General features: G+C 60.7%; 19 protein-coding genes. 16 read left to right on the top strand and 3 right to left on the bottom strand.

The genetic code is table 11. From position 1 onward, the window contains the following. Positions 1 to 798, top strand: coding sequence for a MoaF C-terminal domain-containing protein (locus ACUTSW_RS15980; protein ID WP_202291498.1), 798 nt, complete (start codon positions 1 to 3; stop codon positions 796 to 798). Between the two features lie 3 nt (positions 799 to 801). Next, entirely contained in the window at positions 802 to 1,590 is a 789-nt protein-coding gene (locus ACUTSW_RS15975; protein ID WP_445584838.1) for an SDR family oxidoreductase, read from the top strand. A 239-nt stretch (positions 1,591 to 1,829) separates the two neighbouring features. Here the strand turns inward: ACUTSW_RS15975 and hpaR are convergent, their stop codons facing one another. Beyond that, positions 1,830 to 2,282, bottom strand: a complete 453-nt coding sequence (gene hpaR / locus ACUTSW_RS15970) for a homoprotocatechuate degradation operon regulator HpaR (protein ID WP_062869519.1) — start codon at positions 2,280 to 2,282, stop codon at positions 1,830 to 1,832. Between the two features lie 357 nt (positions 2,283 to 2,639). On the opposite strand from hpaR, the gene ACUTSW_RS15965 reads away from it, so the two are divergent. The 11 genes from ACUTSW_RS15965 to hpaC all read left to right on the top strand — a co-directional run bounded on the left by ACUTSW_RS15965 (position 2,640) and on the right by hpaC (position 13,423). After that, the gene (locus tag ACUTSW_RS15965; protein WP_062790955.1) at positions 2,640 to 3,272 is read left to right on the top strand and encodes a fumarylacetoacetate hydrolase family protein; all 633 of its coding nucleotides are present in this window, start codon (positions 2,640 to 2,642) and stop codon (positions 3,270 to 3,272) included. Then, positions 3,269 to 4,033, top strand: a complete 765-nt coding sequence (locus ACUTSW_RS15960) for a fumarylacetoacetate hydrolase family protein (RefSeq protein ID WP_445584837.1) — start codon at positions 3,269 to 3,271, stop codon at positions 4,031 to 4,033. The genes ACUTSW_RS15965 and ACUTSW_RS15960 overlap by 4 nt, the downstream gene beginning before the upstream one ends. Beyond that, positions 4,030 to 5,484 carry a 5-carboxymethyl-2-hydroxymuconate semialdehyde dehydrogenase gene (gene hpaE, locus ACUTSW_RS15955; RefSeq protein WP_062869523.1) on the top strand — a complete coding sequence of 485 codons (1,455 nt, stop codon included), beginning with the start codon at positions 4,030 to 4,032 and terminating at the stop codon, positions 5,482 to 5,484. Before ACUTSW_RS15960 ends, hpaE begins: the two co-directional genes overlap by 4 nt. A 37-nt stretch (positions 5,485 to 5,521) precedes the next feature. Then, entirely contained in the window at positions 5,522 to 6,595 is a 1,074-nt protein-coding gene (gene hpaD / locus ACUTSW_RS15950) for a 3,4-dihydroxyphenylacetate 2,3-dioxygenase (RefSeq protein ID WP_153034565.1), read from the top strand. Between the two features lie 52 nt (positions 6,596 to 6,647). After that, positions 6,648 to 7,034 carry a 5-carboxymethyl-2-hydroxymuconate Delta-isomerase gene (locus tag ACUTSW_RS15945; protein ID WP_013811394.1) on the top strand — a complete coding sequence of 129 codons (387 nt, stop codon included), beginning with the start codon at positions 6,648 to 6,650 and terminating at the stop codon, positions 7,032 to 7,034. A 10-nt stretch (positions 7,035 to 7,044) separates the two neighbouring features. Further along, positions 7,045 to 7,848, top strand: coding sequence for a 2-oxo-hept-4-ene-1,7-dioate hydratase (gene hpaH / locus ACUTSW_RS15940; protein ID WP_004949866.1), 804 nt, complete (start codon positions 7,045 to 7,047; stop codon positions 7,846 to 7,848). A gap of 9 nt (positions 7,849 to 7,857) precedes the next feature. After that, positions 7,858 to 8,658, top strand: a complete 801-nt coding sequence (gene hpaI, locus ACUTSW_RS15935) for a 4-hydroxy-2-oxoheptanedioate aldolase (RefSeq protein WP_445584836.1) — start codon at positions 7,858 to 7,860, stop codon at positions 8,656 to 8,658. A gap of 87 nt (positions 8,659 to 8,745) precedes the next feature. Then, positions 8,746 to 10,116, top strand: coding sequence for a 4-hydroxyphenylacetate permease (gene hpaX / locus ACUTSW_RS15930; RefSeq protein ID WP_445584835.1), 1,371 nt, complete (start codon positions 8,746 to 8,748; stop codon positions 10,114 to 10,116). A 157-nt stretch (positions 10,117 to 10,273) separates the two neighbouring features. Continuing rightward, on the top strand, positions 10,274 to 11,170 hold the full coding sequence (gene hpaA, locus ACUTSW_RS15925; protein WP_197928710.1) for a 4-hydroxyphenylacetate catabolism regulatory protein HpaA: 897 nt from the start codon (positions 10,274 to 10,276) through the stop codon (positions 11,168 to 11,170). 160 nt (positions 11,171 to 11,330) lie between these two features. After that, a complete protein-coding gene (gene hpaB / locus ACUTSW_RS15920; RefSeq protein ID WP_004949871.1) occupies positions 11,331 to 12,893 on the top strand; it encodes a 4-hydroxyphenylacetate 3-monooxygenase, oxygenase component in 1,563 nt (520 codons plus the stop codon). A 17-nt stretch (positions 12,894 to 12,910) separates the two neighbouring features. Continuing rightward, entirely contained in the window at positions 12,911 to 13,423 is a 513-nt protein-coding gene (gene hpaC / locus ACUTSW_RS15915) for a 4-hydroxyphenylacetate 3-monooxygenase, reductase component (protein WP_445584834.1), read from the top strand. A gap of 46 nt (positions 13,424 to 13,469) precedes the next feature. Here hpaC and ampH read toward each other — a convergent pair whose 3' ends face one another. Together ampH and ACUTSW_RS15905 are read right to left on the bottom strand one after the other, a co-directional pair. Next, positions 13,470 to 14,612, bottom strand: a complete 1,143-nt coding sequence (ampH, locus tag ACUTSW_RS15910; protein ID WP_062869539.1) for a D-alanyl-D-alanine-carboxypeptidase/endopeptidase AmpH — start codon at positions 14,610 to 14,612, stop codon at positions 13,470 to 13,472. A gap of 230 nt (positions 14,613 to 14,842) precedes the next feature. Next, on the bottom strand, positions 14,843 to 15,601 hold the full coding sequence (locus ACUTSW_RS15905) for a FadR/GntR family transcriptional regulator (RefSeq protein WP_004949875.1): 759 nt from the start codon (positions 15,599 to 15,601) through the stop codon (positions 14,843 to 14,845). Positions 15,602 to 15,837: 236 nt separating this feature from the next. On the opposite strand from ACUTSW_RS15905, the gene ACUTSW_RS15900 reads away from it, so the two are divergent. Genes ACUTSW_RS15900 through ACUTSW_RS15890 form a run of 3 tightly spaced genes read left to right on the top strand, consistent with a single transcriptional unit; the run spans position 15,838 to position 18,770 of the window. Continuing rightward, positions 15,838 to 16,578, top strand: coding sequence for an SDR family oxidoreductase (locus ACUTSW_RS15900; RefSeq protein WP_062869541.1), 741 nt, complete (start codon positions 15,838 to 15,840; stop codon positions 16,576 to 16,578). 54 nt (positions 16,579 to 16,632) lie between these two features. Further along, positions 16,633 to 17,478, top strand: coding sequence for a fumarylacetoacetate hydrolase family protein (locus ACUTSW_RS15895; RefSeq protein WP_006323476.1), 846 nt, complete (start codon positions 16,633 to 16,635; stop codon positions 17,476 to 17,478). 14 nt (positions 17,479 to 17,492) lie between these two features. After that, positions 17,493 to 18,770, top strand: coding sequence for an L-fuconate dehydratase (locus ACUTSW_RS15890; RefSeq protein WP_445584833.1), 1,278 nt, complete (start codon positions 17,493 to 17,495; stop codon positions 18,768 to 18,770).

Genomic DNA, 18,770 nt, shown 5'->3' with positions numbered 1-18,770 from the left:
ATGAGTACAGAGGCGGTATTTATTCAGGTTGGCGCACTGGCGGAAGGCTTTGCGCCGCACAGCAACACGCTGGAACGGCAGCTCGGGCTGAGCGGCAGCACGCTGACATTGCATTTTGCCGAGGGCGAAACGCTGAAGTGCCATTTTACCGATGATCAAACGCTGAACTGGGGCGCGCGCGCGGGTATCGCTTATCGCGCCACCAGCATCCGCTCCGGCATTTTGTTTATCGATTTTCTCGATCCCTCGCAAGACAACGCCAGCATGACGCTGGTGTGCGATCGCAATCAGGGCAATTTCACCCTGGTGTACGGCCAATTGCCGGATGAACGGCAAACCCGGCTGGATGCGTTTAGCCGCGTTGAACAAGGGTTGCCGCTCACGGCGGTCAACGCCGAATTCCGCTTCGGCACGCTGGATAATGCGGCCGCCGCGTTGCCGCATTTCACCGACGAATTGATCGGTATGCGCAATATGTACACTTACAGCCCGACCGAACGTTACGAGCACATTTACCTGAACGACAATTTTTACGCCTGGCAGTGTCTGGACGGCGTAGAGAAAGGGCTGGCGGACGTCGATCGTTGCCATTACGTGAAAGTTGCCGAGCAGCTTTACCTGTTCGTGTGGCGCGAGAAGATCGTGCCGACGCTGGGCGTGGTGATGATCGATCTGCAGGCGATGCGGACCGACGGCAAGATCCTCGGCTATCAGGGCAGCGACTTCAGTGCGCTGAGCAATTTTGCGGTGGGCGCTCATGCGCAGGTGTTGAATACCACTCGCCATCCCAGGGGGTAGCCGATGAACGCAACCTATGCGGCCGATGCCTTCAGCGGCCAGGTGGTGTTGGTGACCGGCGGCGCTCAGGGGATCGGGCTGGCGATTGTCAGCGCCTTTGCCCGCCTGGGTGCGACGGTGGTGATGGCCGATCTGCAACTGCGCAAGGCGCAGGACGCGGCGGAGACCTTGCAGCGGCAAGGCTGGCGGGTGCAGGCCGTGGCCTGCGATGTGGCCGACGCGGCGCAGATTGCCGAACGGGTCGCGGCAGTGGGGGAGCAGTATCGGCGGCTGGACGTGGTTATCCACAATGCGGCCTACTTCCCGCTGACGCCGTTTGCCGACATTGACGCCCCGCTGTTGCAACGCACGCTGAGCGTTAATCTGATGGCGCCGTTCTTTCTGGCGCAGGCGGCGCTGCCGTGGATGCGCCGCCAGGGCGGCTGCCTGCTGGTGACCTCGTCGGTGACCGGGCCGCGGGTGGCTTATCCGGGGCTGGCACACTACGCCGCTTCAAAGGCAGGCGTGAACGGGTTTATTCGCGCGGCGGCGCTGGAGCTGGCACCGGTGGGCATTCGGGTTAACGGCGTGGAGCCGGGGATGATCCGCACGCCGGCGATGGCCAATTTGGGCGGCGCGGCAGTCAATCAGGCGATTGCCGCCGCCGTCCCGCTTGGGCGGCTGGGGGAGCCGGAAGACATCGCTGCGGCGATGGTGTTTCTCGCCTCACCGGCGGCGGCCTATATCACCGGCCAGACGCTGGTGGTGGACGGCGGCGCACTGCTGCCGGAAGCGAATTCTCTTCTTACTTGACGCTGCGCGTGGTTGGCTGCAGGCGTAACTAGCTGCGCCGAATAGTGCTACAGGTGGGGGTCATGCAGAACGCCGACGCGCCGTGAACCCGTCCCTGGGGGCTCGTATCGCGCATCCCTGCGCTCAACGGTCGGTTAACCTGTCATGACGCCCACCAACCTCAAGCTTAGGGTGTAGCGGTATTAAACACAGCTATTTAGCTGCAACGCCCGTTCATTTGAGGATGCCGATTCATTGAATCATTTCTTGGTGGGATGGGCCGTCACGTTGGCCGGCAGTTTGTCGCCCAGGGTGATCAGCTCGTCCAGCAACGTCATCAGTTGATCCATCTTCTGCTGCGAAAACGCGGCTTCAATCTCGCGGTAACCCTGTTCCACCTGATGGCGTGCCACGTCGTACAACTCCTGGCCCGGCTGGGTCAGCGAAACGTACAGCTTGCGCTGATCGTTAACCGGCTTCAGGCGGAAAATCAGCTTATCGCGCTCCATGCGCGACAAAATGCCGGTCAGGCTGGGGCGCAGGATGCAGGTCTCCGCCGCCAGTTCGTGGAATTCAATCGAACGGCTGTTGGCCAGCACGCGGATGATGCGCCACTGCTGTTCCGTCAGATTGTGGCTTTTCAGGATCGGGCGGAAAAACCCCATGGCGGTTTCACGCGCCTGCAACAGGGCAATGGTTAAGGATTCATGCATAGATTTGGCCTTTAGTGTCAAGGTGTTCGGTATGTCGGCTCTGATTCTGGGGCTTCAGCATGCTGAGCCCACGAGCGCAATAGAGTACGCCCCTGCCAGGCCTGATTTATTAATAACTTAATAATAGCCAGATTTACCCCAACGTATAAAGCGAAAAAGCGGCTGGCGGGTAAAAATACGCCAAAAAATGATTAATACTTTGAATAATAACGCAAATGTTCCGCGGTTGTGAATATTTTGTTATCAGGATCACAAATCAATCCAACCGCGTTGCGTAAATCGTAAACAGCGTATAAAACTAATCGTTAATATATTAATGAATGCCGGTTGTCATGTTCTGTCACGAGAGGAGTTTGCATGAAAGGCACCGTATTTTCCGTCGCGTTGAACCACCGCAGCCAGATTGACGCCTGGGATCAGGCGTTCCATCAGCCGCCCTATAACACCCCGCCCAAGACCCCGGTGTGGTTTATCAAACCGCGCAATACTCACCTCGCCAACGGCGGGGCGATCCCGTTCCCGGCCGGTGAGAAGGTGCAAAGCGGCGCTACGCTGGCGGTGGTGATCGGTGATACCGCCCGCAAGGTACCGGCCGAGCGGGTGGCGGACTATCTGGCGGGCTATGCGCTGGCCAACGACGTCAGCCTGCCGGAAAGCAGCTTCTACCGGCCGGCGATCAAGGCGAAGTGTCGTGACGGTTTTTGCCCGCTGGGGGATATCGGCCAGCTGGCGGCGACCGATAGGCTGGAGATCGTCACCGAAATCAACGGCGTGGAGCAGGATCGCTGGTCGACCGCCGATCTGGTGCGCTCGGTGCCGGAACTGATCGCCGCCATCAGCGATTTCATTACCCTGCAACCGGGCGACGCGGTGCTGATTGGCACCCCGCACCAGCGGGTGGAGATCAAACCTGGGGATGAAGTGACGGTGCGTGCCGCCGGTCTGCCCACTCTGACCAACCGCGTGACGCAGGCAGGAGACTTATCATGAGACACGCCCGTATTCGCCATCATGGCCAGATTGTTAACGCCCGCGTGGATGAGCAACTGCGCGTTACCCTGCCGGACGGCAACATCCTGGATGAGCAAAACGTCGAGTGGCTGCCGCCGGCGCAGGGCACGGTGTTCGCCCTGGGGTTGAACTACGCCGATCACGCCAGCGAGCTGGAATTCAAGGCGCCGGAAGAACCGCTGGTGTTCCTGAAAGCGCCGAACACCCTGACCGGCCACCGCCAGGTGTCGGTACGCCCGGCTGGCGTGGCGTATATGCACTACGAAGCCGAACTGGTGGTAGTGATCGGTAAAACCGCCCGCAACGTCAGCCGCGAACGGGCAATGGAGTACGTGGCGGGTTACACGCTGTGCAACGACTACGCCATCCGCGACTATCTGGAAAATTACTACCGCCCGAACCTGCGGGTGAAAAGCCGCGACACCCTGACGCCGATCGGGCCGTACATCGTCGATCGCGATGACATTGCCGATCCGCACCGCCTGGCGCTCAGCACCTACGTCAACGGCGAGCTGCGCCAGCGTGGCAGCACCGCCGACATGATTTTCGATATCCCGTTCCTGATCGCCTACCTGAGCGAATTTATGACGCTGCAACCGGGCGACATGATCGCCACCGGCACGCCGAAAGGGCTGGCCGACGTGCAGCCGGGCGACGAGGTGGTGGTGGAAATCGAGGGCATCGGCCGTCTGGTTAACCACATCATCAGTGAAAAAGATTACGAGGAGAGCCTGCGATGAAAACCATCAACCATTGGATCAACGGCAAGAACGTCGCCAGCAAAGAGTATTTCACCACCAGCAACCCGGCCAACGGCGAGGTGCTGGCGGAGGTGGCATCCGGCGGGCAACTGGAGATCGACCAGGCGGTGGCCGCCGCCAAGGCCGCGTTCCCGAAATGGGCCAATACGCCGATGAAAGAGCGTGCGCGTCTGATGCGCCGTCTGGGTGAGCTGATTGACGAGAATGTGCCGCAGATCGCCGAGATGGAAACCGCCGATACCGGCCTGCCGATCCACCAGACCAAAAACGTGCTGATCCCGCGTGCCTCGCACAACTTCGAGTTCTTCGCCGAAATCTGCCAGCAGATGAACGGCCGCACCTACCCGGTGGACGACAAAATGCTCAACTACACGCTGATCCAGCCGGTCGGGGTGTGCGCGCTGGTGTCGCCGTGGAACGTGCCCTTCATGACCGCCACCTGGAAAACCGCCCCCTGCCTGGCGCTGGGCAATACTGCGGTGTTGAAAATGTCCGAGTTGTCGCCGTTGACCGCCGATCGCCTGGGCGAACTGGCGCTGGAAGCCGGCATCCCGGCCGGGGTGCTCAACGTGGTGCAGGGCTACGGCGCTACTGCCGGCGACGCGCTGGTGCGCCATAAAGACGTACGCGCCGTGTCGTTCACCGGCGGTACCGCCACCGGTCGCCGTATTATCGAGAGCGCCGGGTTGAAGAAATTCTCCATGGAGCTGGGCGGCAAATCGCCGGTGCTGATTTTTGAGGATGCGGACATCGAACGCGCACTGGACGCCGCGCTGTTCACCATCTTTTCGATCAACGGCGAACGCTGCACCGCCGGTTCGCGCATTTTCATTCAGGAAAGCATTTACCCGGAATTCGTCAAACGTTTCGCCGAACGCGCCAACCGCCTGCGCGTGGGCGATCCGCAGGATCCCAACACCCAGGTGGGGGCGCTGATCAGCCCGCAGCACTGGGAAAAAGTCTCCGGCTATATCCGCCTGGGAGTGGAGGAGGGGGCAACCTTGTTGGCCGGTGGCCCGGAAAAACCGGCCGGGCTGAGCCACGGCAACTTCCTGCGCCCGACGGTGCTGGCGGATGTCGACAACCGGATGCGCGTCGCGCAGGAGGAGATCTTCGGGCCGGTGGCCTGCCTGCTGCCGTTCAAATCGGAAGAAGACGGCCTGCGCATGGCCAACGACGTGGAGTACGGCCTGGCATCCTATATCTGGACGCAGGATGTGAGCAAGGTTCTGCGCCTGGCCCGCAATATTGAAGCGGGCATGGTTTTCGTCAACACCCAAAACGTACGCGATCTGCGCCAGCCGTTCGGTGGCGTGAAATCCTCCGGCACCGGCCGCGAGGGCGGCGAATACAGCTTTGAGGTGTTCGCCGAGATGAAGAACGTGTGCATTTCCATGGGGGACCACCCCATCCCGAAATGGGGCGTCTAAGCCTCAGGCCACAACAAAAACGAAAGAGATGAGAACGATGACGATAAAACTTACCACCCATGCTGTCCCTGCTCCCGACGTTGTGCGCTGTGCCTATATGGAAATTCAGGTAACGAACCTTAAAGCGGCGCGCGAATTCTACGTCGACATTCTTGGCCTGGTGGTCACCGCCGAGGATGAGAAAACCCTGTACCTGCGTTCGATGGAAGAGTTTATTCACCATAACCTGGTGCTGCGCGAAGGCCCGGTGGCCGCCGTTGCGGCCTTTGCTTTCCGCGTGCGCACGCCGGAAGACGTCGACCGCGCCGAAGCCTATTTCAACGCCTTGGGCTGCCGTACCGAGCGCCGGGTGAAGGGCTTCGTCAAAGGCATCGGCGATTCGGTGCGGGTTGAAGATCCGCTCGGCTTTCCGTACGAGTTTTTCTACGACGTGCAGCACGTCGAACGCCTGGCCTGGCGTTACGATCTCTACACGCCGGGCGCGCTGGTGCGCCTCGATCACTTTAACCAAATTACGCCCGACGTCCCGCGAGCCGTGGAATACATCCAGGGGCTGGGCTTCCGCGTGACGGAAGATATCCGCGATGAAAACGGCGTGGTTTACGCCGCCTGGATGCGCCGCAAAGCCACGGTGCATGATACCGCGATGACCGGCGGGGCCGGGCCGCGCATGCACCATATCGCCTTCGCCACCCATGAAAAGCACAACATTTTGGCCATTTGCGACAAGCTCGGCGCGCTGCGTAAATCCGATTTGATCGAACGCGGCCCCGGCCGCCACGGCGTCTCCAACGCCTTCTATCTCTATCTGCGCGATCCCGATGGACACCGGGTGGAGATCTATACCCAGGATTACTACACCGGCGATCCGGATAACCCGACCGTGACCTGGGATGTGCACGACAACCAGCGCCGCGACTGGTGGGGTAACCCGGTGGTGCCGAGCTGGTACACCGAAGGATCGCAAGTGTTGGATCTCGACGGCAGGCCGCAGCCGGTCATCGAACGCAGTGCGCCAAGCGAAATGGCCGTCACCATCGGCGCAGACGGTTTTTCCTACACCCGCGAGGGCGATACGGAAAAAGGCTTCAAGCTCGGCAACACCCTGTAACCACCGCCGCGCGGGCGGCTTGCCCGCGCAAATTCGCCGTTCGGAGATTGCTATGCCGCATTTTTATGCTGAATGCACCAACAACATCCGCGAAGAGGCCGACCTTCCCGCCCTGTTCGCCAGGGTCAATCAGGCGCTGGCGGACACCGGCATCTTCCCGCTGGCCGGGGTACGCAGCCGCGCCCTCTGGCTGGACACCTGGCAGATGGCCGACGGCAAGCAGGATTACGCCTTCGTGCATATGACGCTGAAGATCGGCCACGGCCGCAGTCTGGAAAGCCGCGAGCAGGTCGGCGAGATGCTGTTCGCGCTGATCAAGGAACACTTTGCCGCGTTGATGGCCAGCCGTTATCTGGCGCTGTCCTTCACCCTTGAAGAGCTGGATCCGGTGCTGAATTACAAGCAGAACAATGTCCATGCGCTATTTCGCAAAGAGTAAGGGGCCGTAAATGTTGGATAAAGAGCTGATTAGCCGCGCCGTGCAGCGCTTGCACCAGGCGGAGCAAAGCCGCGAACAGATCCGCGCGCTGTCGCTGGATCATCCCGAGATCACCCTTGAAGACGCTTATGCCATTCAGCGGCAGTGGGTGGCGCTGAAGATCGCCGAAGGTCGTACGCTGAAGGGCCATAAGATCGGCCTGACCTCGCGCGCCATGCAGGTCAGCTCGCAGATCACCGAACCGGATTTCGGTGCGCTGCTGGACGACATGTTCTTCAACGACGGCAGCGACATTCCTGTCGATCGTTTTATCGTGCCGCGCGTTGAGGTGGAGCTGGCGTTCGTGTTGGCCAAACCGCTGCGCGGGCCGAACTGCACGCTGTTCGACGTGTACAACGCCACCGATTACGTCATTCCGGCGCTGGAGATCATCGATGCGCGCAGCCATAACGTCGATCCGCAGACCCAGCGGCCGCGCAAGGTGTTCGACACCATTTCCGATAATGCCGCCAACGCCGGGGTGGTGATGGGCGGCCGGCCGATCAAACCGGACGCGCTGGACCTGCGTTGGATCAGTGCGTTGCTGTACCGCAACGGGGTGATCGAAGAGTCCGGGGTGGCGGCGGCGGTGCTCAATCATCCGGCCAACGGCGTCGCCTGGCTGGCCAACAAGCTGTTCCCGTATGACGTAGAGCTGGAGGCCGGCCAGGTGATCCTCGGCGGTTCCTTTACCCGGCCGGTGCCCGCGCGGCGCGGCGATACCTTCCACGTCGATTACGGCCCGATGGGTTGTATCAGCTGCCGGTTCGTTTAAGGGGGTTCAATGTTAACCAACCATTTCAAACGGGCGTTGCAGGAAAAGCGCCCGCAGATTGGCCTGTGGCTGGGTCTGTGCAGCAGCTACAGCGCGGAGCTGTTGGCCGGTGCCGATTTCGACTGGTTGCTGATCGACGGCGAACACGCGCCCAACAACGTGCAGACGGTGCTGGGCCAGTTGCAGGCGATCGCGCCTTACCCGAGCCACCCGGTGGTGCGCCCGCCGTGGAACGATGCGGTGATCATCAAACAACTGCTGGACGTCGGTGCGCAAACCCTGCTGATCCCGATGATTCAGAATGCCGAACAAGCGCGCGAGGCGGTGCGAGCCACCCGCTATCCGCCGCACGGCGTACGTGGCGTAGGCAGTGCGCTGGCGCGGGCTTCTCGCTGGAATCGGGTACCGGATTACCTGCAGCAGGCCGATGCGCAGATGTGCGTGCTGGTGCAGATCGAGACCCGCGAGGCGGTGAAAAATCTGGACGCCATTCTGCAGGTGGAAGGCGTCGATGGGGTGTTTATCGGCCCGGCGGATCTGAGCGCCGACATGGGGTTTGCCGGCAACCCGCAGCACCCCGAAGTGCAACGCACCATTGACGACGCCATCGCGCGCATCAGCGCGGCCGGCAAAGCGCCGGGTATCCTGATGGCAAATCCGCAGTTGGCGCAGCATTACCTGGCCTCCGGCGCGCTGTTTGTAGCCGTTGGGGTGGACACCACCTTGCTGGCGCGTGCGGCGGAATCCCTGGCGAGCCGTTTTAAACAGGATCTGCCGCCGGCGCAACCGCCATCCCCGGGCGTTTATTAGGCCGTATCCCTTAATTGATCGCCAGCGGCGCTCACGCAATTCAGGGGCGCAGCCTATGTTACCGGACACAACCCTATCGGAGCCACCATGAGCAACGTCGATTCGCTGCCGCCGGCCAACCCGGCGCAGCAACATAAAGCGTTAACCGCCGCCGAGCAATCGGTGATTAAAAAGCTGTTTCGGCGACTGATTATCTTCCTGTTCGTGCTGTTTGTTTTCTCTTTCCTCGACCGCATCAACATCGGTTTCGCCGGGCTGACGATGGGCAAGGATCTCGGCCTCAGTTCGACCATGTTTGGCCTGGCGGCGACGCTGTTTTACGTCACCTATGTGATCTTCGGCATTCCCAGCAATATCATGCTCGGGATCGTCGGCGCGCGGCGCTGGATCGCTACCATCATGGTGCTGTGGGGCATAGCTTCGACCTGCACGTTGTTCGCCACCGGCCCGACCAGCCTGTACGTGCTGCGCATGATCGTCGGCATCACCGAGGCCGGTTTCCTGCCCGGCATTCTGGTGTATCTCACCTACTGGTTCCCGGCGTTTTACCGCGCCCGTGCCAACGCGCTGTTTATGATCGCCATGCCGGTGACGATGGCGATCGGTTCCCTGGTATCGGGCTACATTCTGGCGCTGGACGGGGTGATGAACCTCAAGGGCTGGCAATGGCTGTTCCTGTTGGAAGGCATTCCTTCGGTGTTGCTGGGCGTGGTGGTGTGGTTCTATCTCGACGATACGCCGGCCAAGGCCAAATGGCTGACCGACGAAGAAAAAACCAGCCTGAAGGCGATGATGGACGCCGACAAGTTGCAACTGGTGCCGCCGAACGGGCCGCGCAGCCACCGGGCTATGCAGCAGCGCAGCCTGTGGCGTGAGGTGTTCACTCCGATCGTACTGATGTACACGCTGGCCTATTTTTGCCTGACCAACACCCTGAGCGCCATCAACATCTGGACGCCGCAGATCCTGCAGAGCTTCAACCAGGGCAGCAGCAATATCGTGATCGGCATTCTGGCGGCGATCCCGCAGATCTGCACCATCGCCGGCATGGTGTGGTGGAGCAAACGATCGGATCGCCTACAGGAGCGCAAGCGGCATACCGCGCTGCCCTACCTGTTTGCCGCCGCCGGCTGGTTGCTGGCTTCCGCCACCGATCACAGCCTGATTCAACTGCTCGGGATCGTCATGGCTTCGGTGGGGTCTTTCACCGCGATGGCGATCTTCTGGACCACGCCGGATCAATCCATCAGCCTGGAGGCGCGCGCGATAGGGATCGCGGTGATCAACGCCACCGGCAATATAGGATCGGCGGTCGGCCCGCTGTTGATCGGTTGGCTTAAGGATCTGACCGGCAGCTTTAACGCCGGGCTGTATTTCGTGGCGGCGCTGTTGGTCATCGGGGCGTTGATCGTCTGGCGCATTCCGATGCAGGGCTCGCGTCCGCGGGCCACGCCATAAGCCTGATAAGGCTTGAGTTTGATGACAAAGTTGTCTTTGAACCCGAGATACCCGGGCCTGGCGCACCGAGGGGCGCTCTCCCTAATAACGGGCTTTGTCAGCAGTCTGAAGCCTGATAAAAGGCTTATCACTGATCTCATCGCTGAGGGAGGATGCTGTGCAGAAAAGTACCGGCTTTATCGCCAATATCGACATCTGCAAAGAGTACGATGCGCGCTACGCCGCCGATGAGGTGCATTACGAAACCTTCGCCGGGCTGGCGGCGTTTTTTGGCCGCGACATGCAGGTGCACTGGCACGACCGTTTCTTCCAGGTACATTTCCTGGAAACCGGCAAGATTGAGCTGCAACTGGATAGCCAGCACTATTCGGTGCAGGCGCCGCTGTTTATCCTGACGCCGCCCTCGGTACCGCATGCGTTCTTCACCGAGCCGGTCAGTGATGGCCACGTGCTGACGGTGCGCCAGGAGCTGATTTGGCCGCTGCTGGAGCGGCTGTATCCCGGCAGCAATCTGGCGCTCGATATGCCGGGCATCTGTCTGTCGATGGCGGATGCCCCGCAGGAGCTGGCGGCGCTGAGCCATTACTGGGCACTGATCCGCCGTGAATTCGGCCAGCAACTGGCCGGCCGCGAGCAGACGCTGGCGCTGCTGGCGCAGGCGGTGTTTACCCTGCTGCTGCGCAATGCCGCGTTGGAAGATACCGCCACCAGCGGGGTGCGCGGCGAGCTGAAATTGTTCCAGCGCTTCAACAAAATGGTGGATGAACGCTTCCGCGATCACCTGCCGGTGCCTGAGTATGCGCGGGCGCTGGGGGTGACCGAATCACGGTTGAACGATCTGTGCCGCCGCTTCGCCAACCAGCCCCCCAAACGGCTGATCTTCGACAGGCTGCTGCGCGAGGCCAAGCGCATGCTGCTGTTCAGCGCCTGTACCGTGCATGAGACCGCCTATAGCCTGGGGTTCAAGGACCCGGCCTATTTCGCCCGTTTTTTCAATCGGCTGGAAGGCTGTTCGCCTTCGACCTATCGCGCCGCACAACATCCCCTTTCGTAACCTGGATCACAATTCGCAGCGATTGCGGCAAATCCGCCTGAAAAGTACCGGCGATTGCCGCAAAAGTCTCTTCTCGAAACCCGTTCCCGGGGCTTCAATTAAGCAACCAAAAAGAAACATTAATTTAACAAAAAACGAATCCACAGACGAGGATCACCCGATGAAACCAGAAGACTTTCGTGCCGACAGCAAACGCCCGTTCACCGGCGCCGAATACCTGAAAAGCCTGCAGGACGGCCGCGAAATCTATATCTACGGCGAGCGGGTGAAGGACGTCACCACCCACCCGGCGTTCCGCAATGCGGCGGCTTCGGTCGGTCAACTGTACGATGCGCTGCACGATCCGGTCAGCCAGGATCGCCTGTGCTGGAATACCGACACCGGCAACGGCGGCTACACCCACAAGTTCTTCCGCTACGCCCGCAGCCCGGAAGAAATGCGCCAACAGCGTGACGCCATCGCCGACTGGTCGCGCCAGACCTACGGCTGGATGGGGCGCACCCCGGATTACAAGGCGGCCTTCGGCTGCGCTTTGGGGGCTTACCCGGAGTTTTACGGTCAGTTCGCCGATAACGCCCGCCATTGGTACAAACGCATTCAGGAAACCGGCCTGTACTTTAACCACGCCATCGTCAACCCGCCGATTGACCGCCACAAACCGGTCAACGAAGTGAAAGACGTTTACATCCAGGTGGAGAAAGAGACCGACGCCGGCATTATCGTCAGCGGCGCCAAGGTGGTGGCGACCAACTCGGCGCTGACCCACTACAACTTTATCGGCTTCGGCTCCGCCCAGGTGATGGGCGATAACCCGGATTTTGCGCTGATGTTTGTGGCGCCGATGGATGCCGAAGGGGTGAAACTTATCTCCCGCGCCTCCTATGAGCTGGTGGCCGGCGCGACCGGATCGCCGTTCGATTACCCGCTCTCGAGCCGTTTTGACGAGAACGATGCGATCCTGATTATGGATCACGTATTGATCCCCTGGGAAAACGTGCTGATCTACCGCGATTTCGATCGTTGTCGCCGTTGGAGCACCCAGGGCGGTTTCGCCCGGCTGTTCCCGCTGCAGGCCTGCGTGCGCCTGGCGGTGAAGATGGACTTTATCACCGCGCTGCTGCAAAAGAGCCTGTCCTGCACCGGCGTGCTGGAGTTCCGTGGCGTGCAGGCCGATCTCGGCGAAGTGGTGGCCTGGCGCAACCTGTTCTGGTCGTTGAGCGATGCGATGTGCGCGGAGTCCACAAAATGGGAAAACGGTGCCTATCTGCCGGATTCCGCCGCGTTGCAGACCTACCGCGTGATGGCACCGATGGCCTACACCAAGGTGAAGCACATTATCGAGAAGAACGTCACCAGCGGGCTGATTTATCTGCCGTCCAGCGTGCGCGACATGAACAACCCGGAGATCGACAAATACCTGGCTCGTTATGTGCGCGGATCGGACGGTATGGATCACGTCGAACGCATCAAGATCCTCAAGCTGATGTGGGATGCGATCGGCAGCGAGTTCGGCGGCCGTCATGAGCTGTATGAGATCAACTATGCCGGCAGTCAGGATGAGATCCGCCTGCAGTGTCTGCGCCACGCGCAGGGATCCGGCACCATGGATCAGATGATGCAGATGGTCGACAAGTGCCTGTCCGATTACGATCAGCACGGCTGGAAAGTGCCGCACCTGCATAACAATGGCGATATTAATCAGCTGGATAATCTGCTGAAGTAATTCAGGAGGAGGGTTGTATGTCTCAGGAAAATGAACACCGTCTGCGGTTTCGCGACGCCATGGCCAACCTGTCTGCCGCGGTGAATATTGTGACGACCGACGGCCCGGCGGGGCGCTGCGGCATCACCGCCACGGCGGTCTGCTCGGTGACCGACACGCCGCCGACGCTGCTGGTATGCATTAACCGCAACAGCGCGATGAACCCGGTCTTCCAGGAGAATCAGCGGCTGTGCGTCAACGTGCTGAACCACGAGCAGGAGCTGATGGCACGCCATTTCGCCGGCATGACCGACGTCAGCATGGAGGAGCGCTTCCTGCTGGAGGAGTGGCAAAGCGGCCCGTTGGGCCAGCCGATCCTGCGCAATACGCTGGCCAGCCTGGAAGGGGAGATCGCGCAGATCCAGAGCATCGGCACCCATCAGGTGTATCTGGTGCAGATCCGCCAGATCCTGGTGAACGCCGCCGGTAACGGTCTGATCTACTTCAAACGCAACTTCCACCCGGTGATGCACGAAATGACCCTGGCGTGAGTGTTGGCGGGGCGAGCAGGCTCGCCCCGACATTCACTCGGCGGCGCTAGCTTTTGTTGGCCGCCAAATCCCCCACCAGCCGGTTAACCGGATCGCTCATATTGGTGAATTTGGTCAGTTCTGAACGGGTTACCACCACGAAGACGCCGATATTTTTCTGCGGGATCATCGCCATATAGGTAATAAAGCCGCCGCCGCCGCCGGTTTTCTGAATAATGCCCGGCAGGCCGTCCTTCGGTGCCATATACACCCAACCCAATCCCAACGCGCTTGCTTCACCCGGCACGTCCATGCCTTTCAGCGACACCAGATCGTTGCGCTGGAAGTACATGGTTTGTTCGCTGGCGGCCGTCGATTTGCGTGCGCCGGCGGTGTTGGAAGAGAGGAACTGTTGCATCCAGCGCTGCATGTCGCGTGGGGTGGAATAAACCCCGCCGCTGCCGCCGGCTGCGGTGGTATCGCGGCAGGCGCTTGGCCCGGCCGCCGCCACCATCAGGCGCGAGCACTGTTCGGCGCTGGGGGTAAGGGTGGTGTCGACCATGCCCAGCGGCGCGGTGATTTTTTCGCGCAGCAGAGCGCTATAAGGTTTGTTTGCCGCTCGCGACAAAGCGTCTGCCAGCAGATCATAGGCCAGGTTGGAATAGGCGGCGCGCACGCCCGGCGGCACTGTGACGTTGGCGTGTTCGAGCCACTGCCAGCGCTGTGCCTTGGTCGGCCAGGTGAACACCGGCGTTTTCGCCGGTTTTTGGCCCGGTTGTTCGCGCGGCAGCGAGCTGGTGTGAGTCGCCAGGCTCAGCAGGGTGATGGGTTGGCGCGAATTATAGGCCGGCACGGAGGCGCCCGGTGGGGCGTATTTTCGCAGCGGATCGGTCAGCTTGACCCGGCCTTCCGCCGCCATTTTGACCATCACTTCACTGGTCATCAGCTTGGTGATCGAGGCGATGCGGATCAGCGAATCCGGGCGCGGGCGCAGATCGTTGCCCGGCTTGGTATCGCCAAAGCTGCGGTTAACCACCTGATTGTTATCAATCACCACCAGCGCCATGCCGGTGGCGCCGCTGTTGAAGAAAATGTGTTCGGCATACTGGTCGACGATTTGCGAGGCCAGTTGCGGGTCGGCGGCTTGAGCGGCCAGTGGCGCGGCGCACAGGCTCAGCGCCAGCAATGAAGCGCGGAAAGAGTTCTTCAACGATCGTTATCCATGTTAAAAGGCTGCAGGGAGAGGGCCCGGACCGTGGCGTAACACGGCCTATACCCGTCGTCTTTCAAGCTGCGGCGTTGTTACCTGCGCTCGCTGCAACTTGAAAGCCATAGGGTGCAATGTGCTGCCAGTGTAATGTGCCTTGGCCCCTGCTGCATGTGGAAAAAAGAGCGGTCCGTCAAAAATTTTTACCCTTGCCCCCGCCGTACCGAAACGGCCTATTGCGCGCGGGTAAAGATGGCGATCACTTCATCCAGATGCGCTTTCATGGCCTTGCGTGCGCCGCGCACGTCACGCGCCTCGATCGCCTCCAGGATCGCCCTATGTTCCTGTTCTGAACGGTGCGGCATATCGTCCGGCGTATAGTGACGTTGCAGCACGCGGAACATGCTGCCGTAGCGGTGGCCGAGCAGGTGGCCGATAACGAACGCGTAGGCGGGGTTGCCGCTGGCCTGGGCAATGCGGATATGGAACAGCCGGTCGCCGGGGTGGGTGGCCGATCCGGCGCGGTTATCGCGGCAGTTTTGCTCATAGGCCGCCCGAATGCCCGCCAGCTCTTCGTCGGTGGCATGGCGTGCCGCCAGTGCGGCGGTTTCCGGTTCGATCAACAAACGGGTTTGCAGCAGCGAGAACGGTGGCAACTCGGCGTTAAAATCCAGCTCGATATTCAGTTCGTCATCGATTTCCGCCCATTGGTCGCGCCCAGCCTGCGCCATTACCGGTTCCTGCGAGGCCAAAATCGGCGCCTGCGCCCGAACGATTACCCCGTTACCGACTTTCACGTCGACCAGACCAATCACTTCCAGCGCAATCAGCGCCTCGCGTACCGAAGCGCGGCTGACCTGTAACTGCTGGGCCAGATCCCGCTCGGACGGCAGGCGGCTGCCCGGGGGGAATTCGTTGTTTTCGATGAGCCGCTTTAATTGATCGGCTATCTGTCTGTAAATACGAGGATTTTCCAGTCGGGTAATGGGCATGGGTTACCTTGAGCTGTTTAGCGATAAGTGATTCAGCGCACAGTTATTAGTCAACTTGCTTGAGTAATGGTTAATCAAGTGTAAAAAGTTGGTTAATCAAAAATGCTGTTTTAACTGTGTCTCATAACATTCTCACCAAACGATAACGCGTAAAGCGTCTTTTGTCATGTTAAAGGCCTGACCTTTAACCGCCTTTAATGGCCTGACCATTGGACCTTTAGGCCAAGGGAGCAAAAATGAATTTAACCGGGAAACGCGTACTGATCACCGCCGCCGGACAGGGGATCGGTTTCAGCACCGCCAGGCTGTTCGCCGAGGCGGGCGCTGAAGTGATCGCCACCGATATCAACATCGGCCAACTGCAGGGGCTGCCCGGCATCCAGGCGCTGACGCTTGACGTAACCGATCCGGCTGCGATAGCCGCTGCGGCGGAAACCCTCGGGCCCGTCGACGTGTTGTTTAACTGCGCAGGCGTGGTGCACAGCGGATCGATTTTGGAATGCAGCGAAGCGCAGTGGGCGTTCGCCAACGAGCTGAACGTGACAGCGATGTTCCGCATGATCCGCGCCTTCCTGCCCGGCATGCTGGCGCGTAAAAACGGCTCGATTATCAATATGTCTTCGGTCGCCTCAAGCGTGAAAGGGGTGCCGAACCGCTTTGCTTACAGCACCACCAAGGCGGCGGTGATTGGCCTGACGCGTTCGGTGGCGGCGGATTACGTTACCCAGGGCATTCGCTGTAACGCCATCTGCCCCGGCACGGTGGAATCGCCGTCGTTGCGCCAGCGCATTGCCGAGCAGGCGCGTGAACAGGGACGCAGCGAAGAAGAGGTGTATCAGGCGTTTGTCGCCCGCCAGCCGATTGGCCGCATCGGCACTACTGCCGAGATTGCCCAGTTGGCGCTGTATCTGGCCTCGGACGCCAGCTCTTATACCACCGGCACGGTGCAGATTATCGACGGCGGCTGGAGCAACTGATTTTTACGTTTTGCGGCGTCGACGAAGGCGCTTCTACGGAGGATTGAGGAATCTATGAAACTTTTACGCTATGGCGCACCGGGGCAAGAGCGGCCGGGGGTATTGGACAATAACGGCCAGATCCGCGACCTTTCGCAGCATATCGCCGATGTCAGCGGTGAAGCGCTGCTGCCGGCGTCACTGGAAAAGCTGCGTGCCTTGGATATCAACCAACTGCCGCTGGTCGAGGGGCAACCGCGCCTGGGGCCGTGCGTCGGCCAGATCGGCAAGTTTATCTGCATTGGCCTCAATTACGCCGATCACGCGGCGGAAACCGGTGCGGCGATCCCCGGCGAACCTGTGGTGTTCAGCAAATGGACCAGCGCGGTGGTGGGGCCAAACGACGACGTGCAAATTCCGCGCGATTCGGTCAAAACCGACTGGGAAGTGGAGCTGGGCGTGATCATCGGCCAGGGCGGGCGTTATATCAGTGAGCAGGATGCCCTGCGCCACGTCGCCGGTTATTGCGTCATTAACGACGTTTCCGAGCGTGAATTCCAGATTGAGCGTGGCGGCACCTGGGACAAGGGCAAAGGCTGCGACACCTTCGGCCCCACTGGCCCCTGGCTGGTCACCGCCGATGAAATTGCCGATCCTCACCGCCTGAACCTGTGGCTGGAGGTGGACGGCAAACGCTATCAGGACGGCAACACCGGCACCATGATCTTCCGCATTCCGCACATCATCAGCTACCTGAGTCGCTTTATGAGCCTGCAGCCGGGGGATGTGATCTCCACCGGCACGCCACCGGGCGTGGGCATGGGGCAGAAGCCGCAACCCATCTACCTGAAGGCCGGGCAGACGATGCGTCTGGGCATCGAGGGATTGGGTGAACAACGTCAAACAACCGTACAGGCCTGATGGGGAGCCGCACCATGACGACGATTACCGCACTGCGGGTTGAAGATATTCGTTTCCCCACTTCGCTGGGGCTGGACGGATCCGACGCGATGAATCCGGATCCGGACTATTCGGCGGCGTACGTGATCCTGGAAACCGACCACGCCGATCTGCGCGGCCACGGGCTGACCTTTACCATCGGCCGCGGCAACGAGATCTGCTGCGCGGCGATCCGCGCGCTGGAGCATCAGATTGTCGGCGTCCGGCTTGAGGAGATCGCCGCCGATATGGGCGCGTTTTGGCGGCGTTTTACCGGCGACAGCCAACTGCGCTGGATTGGGCCGGACAAGGGCGCGATTCACCTGGCGACCGGGGCGGTGGTGAACGCGGTATGGGATCTGTGGGCCAAATCCGTGGGCAAACCGGTGTGGCGGCTGGTGGCGGAGATGTCGCCGGAGGAACTGGTGCGCTGCATCGATTTCCGTTACATCACCGACTGCATTACGCCGCAGGAGGCGCTCAACCTGCTGAAGCAGCGGGCCGAGGGCAAAGAACAGCGCCTGGCGCGGCTGCTGGAGGACGGTTATCCGTGCTACACCACCTCCGCCGGCTGGCTGGGTTACCCGGACGACAAACTGCGTCGGCTGTGCCAGGAAGCGGTCGACGCCGGTTTCTCCTACCTGAAGCTGAAAGTGGGCCGCGACCTGGAAGACGATATCCGCCGCGTGCGTATCGCCCGCGAGGTGATCGGCCCCGATCGTCAACTGATGATCGACGCCAACCAGGTGTGGGAAGTGAACGACGCCATTCCGTGGGTGAAGCACCTGGCGTTCGCCAAACCCTGGTTTATCGAAGAACCGACCAGCCCGGACGACGTTGAGGGGCATCGCCGCATCCGTGAAGGGATCCATCCGGTCAAGGTCGCCACCGGCGAGATGTGCCAGAACCGCATTATGTTCAAGCAGTTCATCATGCGCGGGGCGATTGACGTGGTGCAGATCGACGCCTGCCGCCTTGGCGGGGTCAACGAGGTGTTGGCGGTGATGCTGATGGCGGCGAAATACAACCTGCCGGTGTGCCCGCATGCCGGTGGCGTGGGGTTGTGCGAATACGTGCAGCATCTGTCGATGATCGACTACCTGTGCATCGCCGGTACCCACGACGGGCGAGTGATCGAATACGTTGACCACCTGCATGAGCATTTTATTCATCCTTGCGACATCCGGGGCGCAGCCTACATGCCGCCGCAACACCCTGGGTATTCGATCGAGATGCATCCTGCGTCGATCGAACAGTACCGGTTTCGCGGTTGA

The organism is Serratia sp. TSA_198.1, assembly GCF_052686505.1.
The sequence above is the reverse complement of the archived record's forward strand: the minus strand, read 5'-3'. Positions and strand labels throughout refer to the sequence as shown.

Bases quoted from the DNA above. Each gene is read 5' to 3' on its own strand.
- ACUTSW_RS15980 (WP_202291498.1), top strand. From the start codon at position 1: ATGAGTACAGAGGCGGTATTTATTCAGGTTGGCGCACTGGCGGAAGGC.
- ACUTSW_RS15975 (WP_445584838.1), top strand. From the start codon at position 802: ATGAACGCAACCTATGCGGCCGATGCCTTCAGCGGCCAGGTGGTGTTG.
- hpaR (WP_062869519.1), bottom strand. From the start codon at position 2,282: ATGCATGAATCCTTAACCATTGCCCTGTTGCAGGCGCGTGAAACCGCC.
- ACUTSW_RS15965 (WP_062790955.1), top strand. From the start codon at position 2,640: ATGAAAGGCACCGTATTTTCCGTCGCGTTGAACCACCGCAGCCAGATT.
- ACUTSW_RS15960 (WP_445584837.1), top strand. From the start codon at position 3,269: ATGAGACACGCCCGTATTCGCCATCATGGCCAGATTGTTAACGCCCGC.
- hpaE (WP_062869523.1), top strand. From the start codon at position 4,030: ATGAAAACCATCAACCATTGGATCAACGGCAAGAACGTCGCCAGCAAA.
- hpaD (WP_153034565.1), top strand. From the start codon at position 5,522: ATGACGATAAAACTTACCACCCATGCTGTCCCTGCTCCCGACGTTGTG.
- ACUTSW_RS15945 (WP_013811394.1), top strand. From the start codon at position 6,648: ATGCCGCATTTTTATGCTGAATGCACCAACAACATCCGCGAAGAGGCC.
- hpaH (WP_004949866.1), top strand. From the start codon at position 7,045: ATGTTGGATAAAGAGCTGATTAGCCGCGCCGTGCAGCGCTTGCACCAG.
- hpaI (WP_445584836.1), top strand. From the start codon at position 7,858: ATGTTAACCAACCATTTCAAACGGGCGTTGCAGGAAAAGCGCCCGCAG.
- hpaX (WP_445584835.1), top strand. From the start codon at position 8,746: ATGAGCAACGTCGATTCGCTGCCGCCGGCCAACCCGGCGCAGCAACAT.
- hpaB (WP_004949871.1), top strand. From the start codon at position 11,331: ATGAAACCAGAAGACTTTCGTGCCGACAGCAAACGCCCGTTCACCGGC.
- hpaC (WP_445584834.1), top strand. From the start codon at position 12,911: ATGTCTCAGGAAAATGAACACCGTCTGCGGTTTCGCGACGCCATGGCC.
- ACUTSW_RS15905 (WP_004949875.1), bottom strand. From the start codon at position 15,601: ATGCCCATTACCCGACTGGAAAATCCTCGTATTTACAGACAGATAGCC.
- ACUTSW_RS15900 (WP_062869541.1), top strand. From the start codon at position 15,838: ATGAATTTAACCGGGAAACGCGTACTGATCACCGCCGCCGGACAGGGG.
- ACUTSW_RS15895 (WP_006323476.1), top strand. From the start codon at position 16,633: ATGAAACTTTTACGCTATGGCGCACCGGGGCAAGAGCGGCCGGGGGTA.
- ACUTSW_RS15890 (WP_445584833.1), top strand. From the start codon at position 17,493: ATGACGACGATTACCGCACTGCGGGTTGAAGATATTCGTTTCCCCACT.